This is a genomic window from Actinacidiphila rubida, assembly GCF_900110255.1.
In the GTDB taxonomy this organism is placed as follows: domain Bacteria; phylum Actinomycetota; class Actinomycetes; order Streptomycetales; family Streptomycetaceae; genus Actinacidiphila; species Actinacidiphila rubida.
Map to the genome: position 1 here is coordinate 13,314 of NZ_FODD01000051.1, position 14,134 is coordinate 27,447.

General features: G+C 73.7%; 13 protein-coding genes and 1 tRNA gene. 6 read left to right on the forward strand and 8 right to left on the reverse strand.

Going from position 1 to position 14,134, the window contains the following annotated elements; genetic code table 11:
• Positions 1–1,251, forward strand: coding sequence for an MFS transporter (locus tag BMW99_RS33970; protein ID WP_075018145.1), 1,251 nt, complete (start codon positions 1–3; stop codon positions 1,249–1,251).
• Between the two features lie 280 nt (positions 1,252–1,531).
• A complete protein-coding gene (locus BMW99_RS33975; protein WP_075018146.1) occupies positions 1,532–2,707 on the forward strand; it encodes a damage-control phosphatase ARMT1 family protein in 1,176 nt (391 codons plus the stop codon).
• A gap of 109 nt (positions 2,708–2,816) precedes the next feature.
• On the opposite strand, the gene BMW99_RS33980 is transcribed toward BMW99_RS33975, so the two are convergent.
• The 4 genes from BMW99_RS33980 to BMW99_RS33995 form a co-directional block, all read right to left on the reverse strand.
• Positions 2,817–3,641, reverse strand: a complete 825-nt coding sequence (locus tag BMW99_RS33980) for a (2Fe-2S)-binding protein (RefSeq protein ID WP_245791737.1) — start codon at positions 3,639–3,641, stop codon at positions 2,817–2,819.
• Positions 3,638–4,525 carry a CbtA family protein gene (locus BMW99_RS33985; RefSeq protein WP_069466843.1) on the reverse strand — a complete coding sequence of 296 codons (888 nt, stop codon included), beginning with the start codon at positions 4,523–4,525 and terminating at the stop codon, positions 3,638–3,640. Before BMW99_RS33985 ends, BMW99_RS33980 begins: the two co-directional genes overlap by 4 nt.
• A gap of 24 nt (positions 4,526–4,549) precedes the next feature.
• Entirely contained in the window at positions 4,550–4,798 is a 249-nt protein-coding gene (locus BMW99_RS33990) for a CbtB domain-containing protein (protein ID WP_079138986.1), read from the reverse strand.
• A gap of 359 nt (positions 4,799–5,157) precedes the next feature.
• Positions 5,158–6,321 carry a hypothetical protein gene (locus BMW99_RS33995; RefSeq protein WP_177226133.1) on the reverse strand — a complete coding sequence of 388 codons (1,164 nt, stop codon included), beginning with the start codon at positions 6,319–6,321 and terminating at the stop codon, positions 5,158–5,160.
• A 220-nt stretch (positions 6,322–6,541) separates the two neighbouring features.
• On the opposite strand from BMW99_RS33995, the gene BMW99_RS34000 reads away from it, so the two are divergent.
• The 4 genes from BMW99_RS34000 to BMW99_RS41605 all read left to right on the forward strand — a co-directional run bounded on the left by BMW99_RS34000 (position 6,542) and on the right by BMW99_RS41605 (position 11,213).
• On the forward strand, positions 6,542–7,114 hold the full coding sequence (locus BMW99_RS34000) for a flavoprotein (RefSeq protein ID WP_245791738.1): 573 nt from the start codon (positions 6,542–6,544) through the stop codon (positions 7,112–7,114).
• 172 nt (positions 7,115–7,286) lie between these two features.
• On the forward strand, positions 7,287–7,916 hold the full coding sequence (locus BMW99_RS34005) for a DUF6197 family protein (protein ID WP_069467036.1): 630 nt from the start codon (positions 7,287–7,289) through the stop codon (positions 7,914–7,916).
• 116 nt (positions 7,917–8,032) lie between these two features.
• A complete protein-coding gene (locus BMW99_RS34010; RefSeq protein ID WP_069467035.1) occupies positions 8,033–8,647 on the forward strand; it encodes a dihydrofolate reductase family protein in 615 nt (204 codons plus the stop codon).
• A gap of 277 nt (positions 8,648–8,924) precedes the next feature.
• A complete protein-coding gene (locus BMW99_RS41605; RefSeq protein WP_176735710.1) occupies positions 8,925–11,213 on the forward strand; it encodes a YncE family protein in 2,289 nt (762 codons plus the stop codon).
• A gap of 126 nt (positions 11,214–11,339) precedes the next feature.
• Here the strand turns inward: BMW99_RS41605 and BMW99_RS34020 are convergent, their stop codons facing one another.
• The 4 genes from BMW99_RS34020 to BMW99_RS34035 form a co-directional block, all read right to left on the reverse strand.
• Complete coding sequence (locus BMW99_RS34020) at positions 11,340–11,759, reverse strand: hypothetical protein (RefSeq protein WP_245791739.1); 420 nt, start codon at positions 11,757–11,759, stop codon at positions 11,340–11,342.
• 195 nt (positions 11,760–11,954) lie between these two features.
• Entirely contained in the window at positions 11,955–12,488 is a 534-nt protein-coding gene (locus tag BMW99_RS34025) for an SMI1/KNR4 family protein (protein ID WP_141726501.1), read from the reverse strand.
• Between the two features lie 436 nt (positions 12,489–12,924).
• Positions 12,925–12,998: transfer RNA gene (locus BMW99_RS34030), tRNA-Pro, on the reverse strand.
• Positions 12,999–13,181: 183 nt separating this feature from the next.
• Complete coding sequence (locus tag BMW99_RS34035; protein WP_069465885.1) at positions 13,182–14,105, reverse strand: metallophosphoesterase; 924 nt, start codon at positions 14,103–14,105, stop codon at positions 13,182–13,184.
• Between the last annotated feature and the right edge of the window lie 29 nt (positions 14,106–14,134).

Here is a 14,134-nt window from a genome sequence, read left to right on the forward strand (position 1 = left end):
ATGACCACCCTGACGTCCGCACCCGCCGGTGTCCGTCCCGCGTACCGCGAACGCTCCTTTCTGCGCCTGCTGTTGGGGGAGGGCGCGTCCACGGTCGGCGACCAGGTCTGGTACGTGGCGCTGAGCTGGGCCGCCGTACGGAGTGGCGGGCCCGCGTCGGCGGGTGCGGTGATGACCGCCTCGGCGATACCGCGGATGCTGCTCCTGCTGTTCGCGGGGCCGTTGGCCGACCGGTTCGACGCGCGGCGGCTGATGATCGGCAGCGACGCCGCCCGCGCGGTGCTGATGCTGGGGGCGGCGGCGCTCGCCGTGCTGAGCCCGGGCGTCGGGATGCTGGTGGGGGTCTCGCTGCTGCTGGGCGCGATCGACGCGTTGTTCCTGCCGGCGGCCGGCTCGGTGCGGCCGCGGCTGCTGGAGACCGAGCAGTTGCCGCAGGCCGCAGCCCTGCGGGAACTGGCCCTGCGCGGCGCACTGGTGGCGGGCGCGCCGCTCGGCGGGCTGCTGGTCGCGAGCGGTGGGCTGGGCTGGGCGTGCGCGATCAACGCGCTGAGCTTCACCGCCTCGATGGTGGCCGTGTACGGCATCCGCCCGCGTCCGGTGCCGGCCGGCGCGGGGGACGCGGCCGCCGCGGCGCGGACGCCTTACCTGCGGTCGCTGCGCGACGGTCTGTCCGCGGTGGTGCGCAACCGCGTGGTGAGCGCGCTGCTGCTGGTCGGGCTGCTGACCAACCTCGGGTTCGTCGGGCCGATGAACGTGGGCCTGGCGCTGCTGTCGGACCAGCGCGGCTGGGGTGCGGGCGGGATCGGGCTGCTGCTGTCGGCGTTCGGGGTCGGCGCGGCGGCCGGCTCGGCGGTGCTGCTGCGGTGGCGGGTCACCCGCCGGATCGGCCTGGTCGTGGCGGCGGCGGTGCTCGCGCAGGCCGCGTCACTGGCCGCGATGTCGCTGGTCCCGGGCCTGGCGGCGGCCGCCGCAGCGGCGGGGGTCGTCGGGATCTCGGGCGCGGTCGTCGGCGTCAGCTGCGGTGCGCTGGGGCAGGCCCGCACGCCGGACGAGCTGCGCGGCCGGATCAGCAGCGTGCAGACCCTGCTGAGCCTGGGCGTGGTGCCGCTGGCGGTCGCCGGCACCGGCGTGCTGGCCGCCGCGATCGGGACCGTCCCGGCGCTGCTGGCGAGCGCCGCGGTCGAGGTCCTGGCCGCGGTGCCGTGCCTGCTCGTCGCGTCGCTGCGCACTGCCCGGCTGGGCACCCGCTGAGGACGAGCGGAACCAGCGGCGGCGGCACGGGCGGTGGCGACGGCCGGGCCGCCGGCGGCACCACCTGCCGGACCGCGAACCTGTCGTTCGGCTGCTCCCACGGCATGGCGCCGACCGTCGACGTCCCGGTCGGCGAGTCCGCCGCGCGGGCCGTCACCGTCGAGCCCGAGGGCCGGGGAGGAGCGCCCGGACCGCGCCACACGGGCGGGCGGTTGCGCGCCACACGCACCCGCGGCCCGTACGGTGGCAGGCGACGACGGGAAGGTCGGTGGAGGTTCGGGTGGAGACGGAGTCCGCACCGCGCAGCGCGCCGGTGATCACCTGCCAGGAGGCCGGCTCGTTCGCCTGGTCCGTGCTGGCCGAGCGGCATCCCGCGCTGGTGCGGAAGGTGCGGGACGCCACGCCCTACCCGCCCGAGCGGCAGCGGGCGCTCGACGCGCTGATGGCCGAGGTCACCGACGGGGTGATCGCGCCGCTGCCCGAGGACGCCCACGGCGCCGACCGGTGGGCCCGCTGGGGCGAGGGGCAACTGCGGCGGCCGTGGTTCGAGGTGCCGTTCCTGTGGTCCGAGAGCTACTTCTACCGGCGGCTGCTCGAAGCCGTCGGCTACTTCGGCCCCGGCCCGTGGCAGGGCCTCGACCCCTTCGCGCCGTTCAAGGCCGCCGAGTTGGACGGTCCGGCCGTCGAGGCCGAACTCGCGGCGCTGGACGCGCTGTCCGGCCGGCCCGCGGACGCCCAGGACCAGGCGATGCTCAGCAGCGCGCTGTGGGGCAACAAGGCCGACCTCGGGTTCCAGATCTCCTCCGGCGACCTCGACGGCAAGGGCGAGCATCTCGTCGCGGACGACGGCGCGTTGCTGTGGCGGCACCTCGACGCGTCCCCGCCGGGCCCGGTGTACGTGCTGGCCGACAACGCCGGCCGCGAACTCCTCCCCGACCTGCTGCTGATCGACCGGCTCCTGCACACCGGACGGGCCGCGGCGGTGGTGCTGCACGTCAAGCCGTACCCGTACTACGTCTCCGACGCGACGACCGCCGACGTCGTCGCGTGCGTGCGGCGGATCGCGCAGGCCCCCGGCCGGGCGGGCGAGATCGGCGCCCGGCTGCACGACGCGCTGGCCGGCGGGTGCCTGCTGGTCCGCGCCCACCCGTTCTCCTGCGCGCCGCTGCCGTACGCCGAGATGCCGCCCGACCTGCGCGCCGATCTCGCTCAGGCCACCGTCACGATCTCCAAGGGCGACCTCAACTACCGCCGTCTCGTGGGCGATCGGCGCTGGCCCGCCACCACGCCGTTCGCGGAGCTGACCGCGCACTTCCCGAGCCCGCTGCTGGCGCTGCGCACCCTGAAGTCGGACGTGGCGGTGGGACTCTCGGAGTCCGGGCTCGCCGCGCTGGACGCGAGCGGGGAGGACTGGCGGACCAGCGGCACCTACGCGGTGATCCAGTTCCGCCCGTGACGCGAGGCGTGCCGGGCGAGGCGTGACGTGGCGCATGGGGCGTGGCTGGCGGAGTGGGTCAGCGGCTCGATGGGCGGTGGCGGCGCGACCGCTTGAGCCGGGCTACGGGCTACGGGGTGCGGGCCGGGGGACGGTCGAGGACGCAGTCGCCGCAGAGGGCGCCGTCGCGCCCGGGCGCCGCGCGGTAGATCAGGCAGCAGCTGCGGCGGCGGAAGGACCCCGGCCCGGTCGGGGCGTACGCACCGGCGTCCCTGAGGTACGGGTGCCGCAGCAACTCCTCGACGAGCAGGCGGGCTTCGGGGGACGGCCCGACGAGGAGCCGCGCTTCGCCACGCGCCGTCGCGAGCATCCGTGCCGCGCCCGCGAGGGCCGAGGCGGTGTTGCCGCGCAGGATCCGCTCGGAGACACCGAACCGTGCGAACGCCCCGGCGAGGGGCCGGGCGACGCCGTCGACCAGGACGGTGGACAGAGGGCCGCCGGCCCGGGCGAGGTCCGCGGTGCGCGGGTCCCACGGCAGCGACAGCGGGAACGCGCCGCCCAGCAGTGGCTGCCAGCGCAGATCGTCCAGTGTGAGGAGCGGAACACGCCTGCGCAGAAAGGCTGTTGCCAGCAGCGGGGAGGCGAGCCGGGCCGCCATGCCGAGGTGCGCCACGGACGCGGCCACCCGGATCTCGACCGTCCCGGCGGTGCCGCCGCTGCCCGCGGCGAGGAACTGCCGTACGGAGGACACCCGTTCGTCCAGGACGGCCGGGTCGCGGATGATCTCACGCAGCTCCCGCCACGTCCCGGACGGCGGATGCGCCGGGGAATGGCGGTCGACGGTGAAGAACGGGCCGAGGGCCGCCAAAGCGCTTTCGGTGCCGGGGAGTTCGGCCGCACCGCCGGGTGCCGCCGCCTCCCCGGACCGACCGCGGCCGGCAGCCCCCTCCGTCACGTCGTCACCGGGTCCGGTGCGGAACCGGCCCCCGGCGACGCCTCCTTCGGCCTCGCCCCGGCCGGAGCCGGCTGCAGCAGGCGCTGTGCCATGGGCGCGAAGACCAGCCCGATCGCACCCCACAGGACGAGCTGCGCGAGGACCGAGAAGAGGCGGAAGCCGAACAGCACGTCGGCCGGGAAGCCCGGATAGACGATGTGCCCCCGCGGGTCGGTGAGCGGCAGCGGCGTCTCCGTGGCGTGGTGGCCGTAGAGGCGGACGTTGTCGGACAGGTCACCGAGCGACGGCAGCAGCGCCATCACGATCCCGATCGCGACGACGTACGCCGCCGCACCTAGCAGCGTGGCGTTCCAGTTGCCGAACCGCGTCTGGAGGCGCTGCCCCAGCCAGACGGCCCCGGCCAGGAACACCACGGAGCACAGCACCATGACCAGGTACAGGCTGCCGCGCTGCTGGATGGTCTCCGCGTGCCCGATGGCCGGCGGGTTCGCCGGGTACTTCAGGAACGGCACGACGTAGAAGCCGAGCAGTCCCCCGCCGGCCACCAGCACCGAGAGGGTGCGCGCCCGGAGCCGGCCGGTGCGTCCCAGGCACAGCAGGTACGCGACCGCGAACAGCGCGCCCATCGCCATGCCGAAGAAGACCATGCCGACCCCGAGACCCACGTCGGCCTGCACCGTTCGTGAGAAGAGGTCGGGCCCGCCCCCCATGTCGGGCGGGAGACCCGCGGCCTTGTCCAGCGCCTCCTGCGCGGCGTCGCGGCCGCTCTCGTAGGCGATGGCCTTGTCGATCTGCGGCTCGGCGAAGATCCGCGCGAATGCGAACGCGAGCAGCCCTGCGACGGCGCCGGCCAGCAGGCCGCGCCCGATGATGCGCTTGACCATGGTGGTTCCCGGTGTTCCCGCGGCTCAGTGGCAGGGGAAACCGAGGAAGTGCCGTGCGTCGTGCACGAATTCGTGGACGTGCATGTCGTTGCCGAAGACGGAGACGGCGCCCTGGTCGACGCCGATGAAGTAGTAGACCGCGAGGGCGATCACCGCGGTGCTGACCAGCAGTAGCACGGCCCGGGCGTGGGGAACGACGACCGGGATCGCCGGTGCTCCGGCCTCGGGGGTGGTGGCGCCGTGCGTGGCGGCAGAGGCGGACAGACTGCTCATGAGGAAGCCCTCCTTGGGGATCGTGCGTCCCAGTTCGATGGAGCGGGCGCGAGGAAGGAGTGTCTGACTCACCCGCGGCCGGGGCCGGGGGCACACAGTGGCGCGACCGTGCCGGAATTGCACCGGCTTACTCGCTCCCTCACATTCACTCGCACAGTAAGGGCGGGCCGGAGACGTCGTCAATGTGACCTGCGGCCAAGTCGCCGCGCGGGCAGGCCGGATCAGGCCGTATCCGTCGCGGGGCGGAGGGGGCGGGGCGGCGTGAACGCGCGGGGATGTGACGGCCGGGTGCCGCAACGGCGTTGTGGCCGAGGGAGGTTGGGGCGTCACCCCGACACGGTGGCCCGGCGTCGGGGGCGTTACGGCGCCGACGAGCCGTTCGACGTGCCGGCGTCCGCGGTCCCGGCGCCCTGCGTTCCGGTGGCGGAGGGGGCCGGCGTGGGGGACGTGGGTGCCGGGGACGTCGGCGTCGGGGTGGTGTGCGTGCCGCCGGTCGGGCCGCTGCCGTCGCCGGATCCCGTGCCGGAACCGCTGCCGGTGCCACTTCCCTGGGACGGGGTGTCCGAGGGCTGCGGTGCCGTGGGCGTGGTGTCGCGGCGCGGCCGCCCGCTGGGGTCGCTGCCGAACGGGCTGCTCGTCGTGCCCTGGGACGGGGTGTCGCCGCCGGGTGTGGGCGTGCTCCCGCCCCCGGAGTGCGACGAGCCGTGGCCGGTGACGGCGTTGCCGATGGTGGTGCCGTGGCCGTCACCGCTGATGTTCTCGCCGGCGACGGCCTCGTAGCCGGTGATGCCGGCCATCGTCAGGCCGAAGGCGAGGGCGACGGCGACCGCGGGGCGCTTCCAGGCGCCGCGCCGGCGGGACCGGTACGCGGTGGCCGCGCCGTACCCGTCACGGCCGGGCCGGACGCCGCCCTCCGCGTGCCCCTCGGCGTGGCCGACGTCACCGCCGTGCCCGGGGGCGGCCACCGGGTACTCCCCCGGGGCCGGGGCGGGGGCGGGGAGCGGAATGGCGCTGGTCAGGGGGCGGGTGGCCGAGGGGTCCGCGGGATCGGCGGGGCGTGCCTCCGGCAGCAGCACGGTCCGCCCGTCGCCGTTCGCCCGCGGCGCCGCCTGCCCGCGCACCCGGCGCACGCCGGGACGGGCCTGCACGGCGACTTCCTGCATGTGATGGCCGGTGCGGCGGAAGACGTGCTGGAGGATCGAGCCGCCGCAGGTGCCGAGGACGCTGACGACGCCGGCGCCCGCGATCGTGCCGTAGACGCCGAGGTTCGAGGCGAGCTTGGCGGCCACCACCGCGGCGACCGCGCTTCCCGCGACCTGCGGGACGTTCAGGTCGAGCCTGCCCTGGCGGCGCCTGCCCGCGGCCTGGTCCGGGCCCGGCCCGGGTCCCTGGTCCTGCCCAGGCCCGTGCCCCGGCGGCTCCGGCAGTACGGACGTCGGGGCATCCGCCTGCGGGGACAGCTGTGCCCGCTGCTCGTGTGCCGTGTCGTCGTGGCGACGGTCACCGCCCCATTCCTCGCCCATGCCGGACCCTGCCGCCTTTCCTTCGCGTCCTCGTCAGGAGCAGACGAGCAAGCTTACGGACAAGTTCCTTATGTCGGGTTTCCGTGAGGTTCGCCACTCTGTCCGGAATTCGCCTCCGTCGCCACGAGGCCGGTCGCGGGAAGGTGTCACGCGCGAGGGGCGCGCCTCCCACAATGGGGCACGGGCCGGGACGCGGTCCCGCGAGGCGACGGGTGGTGCGGTGGGTACGGCGGACCGTGGGGTGCTGGGTGTGGTGGCGTCCGGCGCGGGGGGAGTCGAGCGGCTGCGGACGGGGCTGGTGGCGCCCGCCCTGGAGCGCGGGTGGCGGGTGGCGGTGACGCTCACGCCGACGGCCGGGGCGTGGCTGCGGCGGACCGGCGAGGTCCAGCGGCTCGAGGAACTGACGGGGTTGCCCGTACGGGGCGGGCCGCGCTTCCCCGACGAGGCGCGGCCGCACCCGCAGCCGGACTGCTTCGTCGTCGCGCCGGCCAGCGCCAACACCGTCGCCAAGCTGGCGCTGGGCATCGGCGACAACCAGGCGCTCACGCAGGTGTGCGAGGCCATCGGCACGGTGGGGCTGCCGGTCGTCGTCCTCCCCGGCGTGAACGCCGCACACGCCCGGCACCCCGCCTGGGAGGGCCACCTCGCCGCGCTCCGGTCGGCCGGCGTGCGGCTGGTCCACGGTCCCGAGGTGTGGCCGCTGGAGGAGCCGCGGGCGTCGGTGCCGGCACGGGAGCTGCCGTGGGCGGCGGTGCTGGCGGCCGTCGAACAGGCGACCGCGCCGCCCGCCTGACGTTCGGGCCGCACCCGCGCGGGCGCCGCCATTGCGGTGTTCCGGCCGGGTCGGTGCGGCCGCGTCCCGCGGGGCGCCGGGCCCCCTCTGCGTTCATGGCGAGTGGCGCGCACTCTCGCGCGGGCGCGCGCCGCCGACCGCACGGAGGCCCACCCATGAACGACGCCCAGCCATGAGCGACACCACCACGCGCCCGCCCGACATCGAATCTCTCGGGGCCGGCCTGGTCCGGGACGTGGAGCGCCATCTCCGCGCCGCCGTGCACCACGAGTTCGAACCCGCCGCCGCGCACCGGGAGTTCGAACCCGTCACCGCGCACCCCCTGGTGAGCGCCGCCACCGACGAGCTGGTGCGGGACGCCCTCGTCTCGCGTCGTCCCGGGCCCATCGGCGCGACGGCCCGCGGGCGGCTGCCGCAGGGCCTGTGGCGGGTACTGCCGGACCGGCTGCTGTCCCTGCACCCCGCCCGCCGCGGCGAGGCCGTCGCCCGGCTGCGGATCACCCCGGCCGAGCATCTCGGCCTGACCGCACTGGTGTTGGAGCAGTGGGGTTGGGCCAGGACGGGTGACAGGCTGCGGACCCGCACCGGCCGCCGGTGCATCCTCGGCGCCCAACGCGCCCTGTTCCACCTCGGCTACGGCACCGAGTACACCGCGACCACCGCCGGCGACCACCTCGACACCGTCCTGCGGTCCCGCGGCATCGCCCTGCCCTACCCGCGCTGGAACGAACAACCCCACGTCACCCTCGACCAGGCCCTCGCCCTCCTGCGCTCCGCCGCGACGCACGCCGACCGCGGCTGACCGTCGTTGACCGTCCCCTCGGCCCGGGGACCGATGAGTCCGGGGCGCGGGGGCCGTCACCAAAGGGAGAACGATTCCGAGCGTCCCAGGAAAAGGCAAAGGAACAGGAGCACCGCATGAGCGAGCTCGTCGTCACCGAGTTCATGACCCTCGACGGCATCGCGCAGGCCCCCGGCGGCCCCGAGGAGGATCCCGAGGACGGCTTCGCGTACGGCGGCTGGCAGGCGCCGCTGCTCGACCCCGAAGCCGGCGGGCTCATCTTCGAGCAGGCCAAGGGCATGGACGCGCTGCTGCTGGGCCGGCGCACGTACGACATCTTCGCCGGGTACTGGCCCACGGCTCCGGCCGAGATGGACTTCACGCGCCTGCTCAACACCGTCCCGAAGTTCGTCGCCAGCCGCACCCTCAAGGAGCCGCTGAGCTGGGACGGCGCGAGTGTCCTGGAAGGCGACCTCGCGGAGGCCGTGGCCGGGCTGAAAGAGCGTTACGGCCGCGTCCACGTCATCGGCAGCCTCGACCTGGTCCAGTCGCTGCTGGCCCGGCGCCTCGTCGACCAGCTGAACCTCTGGGTCTACCCCGTCGTGCTCGGCAGCGGCAAGCGCGTGTTCGAGGGCGGCGCCATGCCGTCCGCCCTGCGCCTGACCGCGTCGCACGCCTTCGCGAACGGCGCGGTCCAGCTGGAGTACACCTGGGCCGGCGACCCCGCCCTCGGCGACCTCAGCAAGCCCTGACGGGTGAGGGCCGCCGACCGGGCCGCGCACCTCGGAAGGGACGCCGAACGGCGAGGGTGCGCACCGCGGTTATCGGTCGTCAGACCGGCCTCCCCGCGCATATGCTGTCGCCCGCAGCCGCGCACCGCACCACCGTCCGTTTCCCGGAGGCAGGTGCGGCGTTCACGCGGCGCGCTCGCTTCCAGCCGGCTCCGCCGGCTTTCCCGTGGGGGGAAAACACACTGTGCGTAGGCGCAGCATTTCTACCGCGACAGTGCTCGCGGTCACATTCAGCTCGGTGGCACTGAGCGTCGTGGCGGCCGGTTCCGCCACGGCCGCCCAGGCCGTGGTCACCTCGCCCGGCGGCATCGTCGCCGACGGCGCGCTGCACCGGGTCTTCGTCGGGGACCACACGTCGGGGAAGATCGTCGCCACCGACTACAACGGCACGCTCGTCGACTCGGTGAGCGGGGTCAGCGGGGTCAGCGACCTGACGCTGTCCGCGGACGGCACGGTCCTGTACGCGGCTGCCGAGGGCAGCCACCAGATCGTGGCGCTCGACGCGGCCACCCTGGACGTCAGGACCCGCTACACGGTGGCCACGGACGTCGGCCCGAGGTACGTGGCCTTCGCCGGGGGCAAGGTCTGGTTCACGTACGGCGACCAGTGGAGCGGCAACCTCGGGTCGGTCGACCCGTCGGCCGGCACGACGGCCGGCACGACGACGGCGCGGTCGCTGGCCGCCGCTCCGGCGGACGCCTCGACGTCCGACCCGGCGCCGACGGACACGCCGACGGCGGACCCGACACCGTCCGGAGACCCGACCCCGGATCCGACGGACACCCCGACCGCGGACCCGAGCCCGTCGGACACGCCGACCGCGGACCCGACGCCGACGGACACCCCGACGGCGGACCCGACGCCGTCCGGCGATCCGACCCCGGATCCGACGGACACGCCGACCGCGGACCCGAGCCCGTCGGACACGCCGACCGCGGACCCGAGCCCGACGGACACGCCGACCGCGGACCCGAGCCCGACGGACACCCCGACGCCGCCGCCGACACCGCCGCCCACCGGCGACCCGACCCCGCCTCCGGCGGACCCGGTGACCCTCGGGCAGTTCCCGGGGCCGTGGCCGGGTATCTGGGGGCCGGGCATCCTCGACACCAACCCGTCGGAACCCGGTGTCCTGGCCATCGGGGAGACCGGCATCTCCACGGACTCGATGTCCGTCGTCGACGTCTCCACCGGCACTCCGAAATCGACCGCGTGGTACTTCGGCGACTACACGCTCAACTCCGGTATCGGGGACATCGACCTGGTGCCCGGCAGCACCCCGCAGGTGCTGGTGAACGGCACGCAGCGGGACGGCTACGCCGGTGGCAAGTTCACCGCCGCCGGGGCCTACCCGGCAGGACAGCGCGCCGACATCGCCGGCAACGGGCTGGTCGCCCAGGCGTCCGGCACCAACGTGGCGGTGTACAAGCCGAACACCACCCAGCCCCTGCACACGTACGCCGTCGGGGGCACCGGAGCCGCCGCGCTCACGTGGGCCCCGGACTACTCCCGGATCTTCGCGCTCGTGGGCAGCGGCAGCAGCAGCGGTACCGGCTACACCGTCAAGGTGCTCACCGACCCGACGAAGAACGCCCCGATCCTGACGGTGACGGCGCCCGCGACCGCCACCCGCGGCAAGGCCCTCACCGTGTCGGGGAAGCTGTCGGTGACGGTGCCGGTGAGTTCCGGCGCCACGCTCCAGGTCGTCCGTGTGGACCTGGAGAGCCCGCAGGGCAAGGCGCTGGCCGCCGTCCACCCGAAGGCGGACGGGACGTTCGCGTTCAGCGACACCCCGCCGGCCGGCGGCACGGTGACGTACAAGGTCTCCTACGCGGGCGACGCCGCGCACACGGCGGTCAGCACGTCCCGCAACGTGGCGGTCTCCCGCACCGCGACCGCGCTCTCCGTCAACAACACGGGGAAGATGTACAACTACAACACCAAGGTGACCTTCACCGCGCGCCTCGGGGCCACCTACAAGAACCGCACCGTGGAGATCTGGGCCGACCCCTACGGCGGGGACAAGCCCAACAAGCTGCTGCGGTCCGGGACGGTCAACTCCCAGGGCTACATCAGCACGACCCTGCAGCTGGTGCGGGACACGGCCATCACCGTCGTCTACAAGGGCGACGCGCGCAGCGCCCCGCGGACGGTGAGGGGGGTCGCGTACACGCGGGTCGCGCTCTCGACCAGCATCGCCAGGTACTACAGGACCGGCAAGATCGGCTCGACGTCCTACTACTGGTTCCACAAGTCGACCGATCCGTACGTCACGACGGTCATGACGGCCTACCCGGGCCGCGCCCAGCGCCTCGACCTGCAGATCTACTACGCGGGCACGTGGTACGCGGCGGGTTCCCAGTACTTCCGGCTCAGCAGCACCGGAAAGTCGATCGTCGCCATCGGGGCGCCGGGGCAGTCCGGCATCAGGGTCCGGGTCAAGGCGGACTACATCGACACGGCGTCCGGTGACTACGTGAACACGTCCACGTACGGAGCCTGGAAGTACCTGTACTTCACCAACTGATCCCGCCCGAGCTCTGCTTGAGCACACGGCGCCGCGCCGCCCGGACCCCCTCCGGGCGGCGCGGCGCGTTTCGCGGACGGTCCGCGGCGCCGCGGCTTTGCGACTCTGCGGATGAGGTGCGGGCTGTCAGCCGGCTGCCGTCTCGATGGTCACCGCGACCGAGCGGCGGCGGAGGCCGGCAGCCACACATTCCATCTCCACCAGCGTGCCGGTCAGACCGGTCGTCCTCAACTCGTGGGCCATGGCCCGGGCTTGCGCAAGCGAGAGCCCGTGCAGCTCCCGCAGGGCCCGCAGCACGGGGACCATGCTCGGCTCCGGCCCGGCAAGACGGAGTCGCGCGGGGCCCTGCTGCGCCAGAAGAGCCTCGCGGATCTCCTCGGGAGTGGCGCCACTGCCCTGCTCGCACCAGGCATTGGGGCAGTTCTGGCACTGTCCTTCGATGCCCCACCGCACTTGCCCGCGCTCGGTGAACTGACCCACGTCGCGGGTCAGCTCACCGCCGCAGTCGTGGCAGCGTGTCGTGATTTTCACGCCCTGAGTGATCACCGGACTCCCACCAACGGTTTCGTTCCCCGGATCTTCCCGCTTCCGGATCCGTCCGTGGACGCGATCAGCGCATCCGCACCCGCAGCAGGCGCCGCTGCATGCGCGCGTGTCCGGCGAACATTCCCTCACCGTTGTACGTTCGCCCGCCGTCGTGGCCGGACGCGCTGGGCGCGTTGCCGGGTGTCCGAGCCGAGATCAGTCGACGGGCACGAATCCACCGCGGACATGCAGGGGCAGGCCGTCGATGACCAACGTGCCCCCCGCTTGCCTGAGGAGCCAGTCCGGGACGCTGTCCTCGTACTCCTCCCACTGGGCCCACTGTCGGAACCAGACCCCGATGCGCCACCCACCTCCGGGCCGTGGCACGAGGAAGCAGGCATCGCCTTCCACGGTGATCGCCCACTGAACCATGCCCGGTTCCGAGGGAAAGACCGGGTGCGGGATGGGGCCCGGGACCAGCTCTTGGTAGAGCGGAGCCATACGTTCCATGATCTCGAACATGCCGTGACCTGCGGACGCCGGGTGCAGGACGTGGAGGAAGCCGCCGACGACGCCTGGACCGTAGGCAGCCACGAATTCCTTGTAGTCCGACGGCAGCGGCCCGACCGCGGCCTCCAACTCCTCCCACGCGTCAACCGTTGAGTAGCCACGAGGCTGACCGAAGCAGGCCTCAAGGTCGTTGACATGCACCACGGTTGACGTCAGCCCCCCTCGAAGTGCTGCGGCCATGCGAACTCGTGGATCTCAGCAGGCTCGATCATTCGGGCTGTCCCGAGAGCCCGCCGGCTGATTCGCCCACGAGCTACCGCCGCTCGGATCACGAACTCGTTCCCCTCCCGATCGAGCCACGGCGTCCTGCTGGAGTCGGGCCATGACCTCGGGCAGCGGTATCTCTCCGGCGAAGAGAGGTCGGGACGTCGGCACGGCTCCCGAGCCCCGGGCCGCTGATCTTTCCTGCATGGGGCGCCCCCAGGGTCGGCAGTCCGTGCAGGCGACCGTAGCGCCGTCGTGAGGGCCGTCTCAGGCGTTCCGCCGAGCCGGGCGGCTCCCGTCCCGGGAGCCGCATGTTGAGGTTGGCTCCCAAATGGCTCCCAAGACGCCCCCGGGAACGGATCAGGGCCCCGATCCTCGGAAGGATCGGGGCCCTGATCTGCTGCTTACCGAGTCGGGGTGGCGGGATTTGAACCCACGGCCTCTTCGTCCCGAACGAAGCGCGCTACCAAGCTGCGCCACACCCCGGTGCAACGAGGATTACTTTAGCGGACCCGGGGCCGGACGCGAAATCCGGTTTTGCGGAGGTCGGGGCGGGGGTGGGGAGGGCGCCGGCCGGGTACGGGCGCACCTGGGAGCGGGCGGGGCGCCCCCCGGGGAGAGGGTGAGGTGCGTCACGGCTGGCGAAGGCCGGGGAAAGCCCGGGGAGGGCTACCGCAGGGTGAGGAGTGTGGCCTCGGGGGGGCAGGCGAAGCGGACCGGGGTGTAGCGGTTGGCGCCGCAGCCCGCGGAGACGTGGAGGTACGAGGTCCAGCCGGTGGCCGTGTGGCGGGACAGGCCCTTGACCCGGCCGGTGTCGAGGTCGCAGTTGGTGACGAGCGCCCCGTAGAAGGGGATGCAGACCTGGCCGCCGTGGGTGTGGCCGGCGAGGATCAGCGGGTAGCGGTCCGCGGTGAACGCGTCGAGCGCCCGCAGGTAGGGCGCGTGCACCAGGGCGAGGTTGAAGTCGGTGTCCGGGTCGGGGCCGCCCGCCACCTGCGCGTACCGGTCGCGCTTGATGTGCGGGTCGTCCAGGCCCGTGAGGCCGAGCACGGGGCCGTGGGCGAGCTTGACGCGTCCGCGGGAGTTGCTCAGGCCCACCCAGCCGGCCGCCTCGAAGGCGTCACGCAGGTCGCCCCAGGGGTTGCGGATGACGCCGTGCGCGCCCTGGCTCTTGCCGTTGAGGCCGTGCTGGCCGCGCGCCTTCTCCACCAAGTAGCGGGCGGGATTGCGGAACTTGGGGCCGTAGTAGTCGTTCGAGCCGAACACGTACGTGCCGGGGAACTGCATCAACGGGCCGAGCGCGTCGATGACTTCGGGCACCGCGGTGGGGTCGGACAGGTTGTCGCCGGTGTTCACCACGAGGTCGGGGCGCAGGCCCGCGAGGGACTGCAGCCAGCGGCGCTTCTTGTCCTGGCCGGAGACCATGTGGATGTCGGAGACCTGGAGGATGCGGATCGGGCGCATGCCCTGCGGCAGGACCGGGACGTCGATGCGCCGCAGCCTGAAGGACCGGGCCTCGAAACCGGCCGCGTAGGCCACACCGGCCGCGCCGGCCGCCACCACACCCAGGGGTACTCCGTATCGCGCGCGCATGGGTCCATCGTGTCAGACGGGGCGTCCGG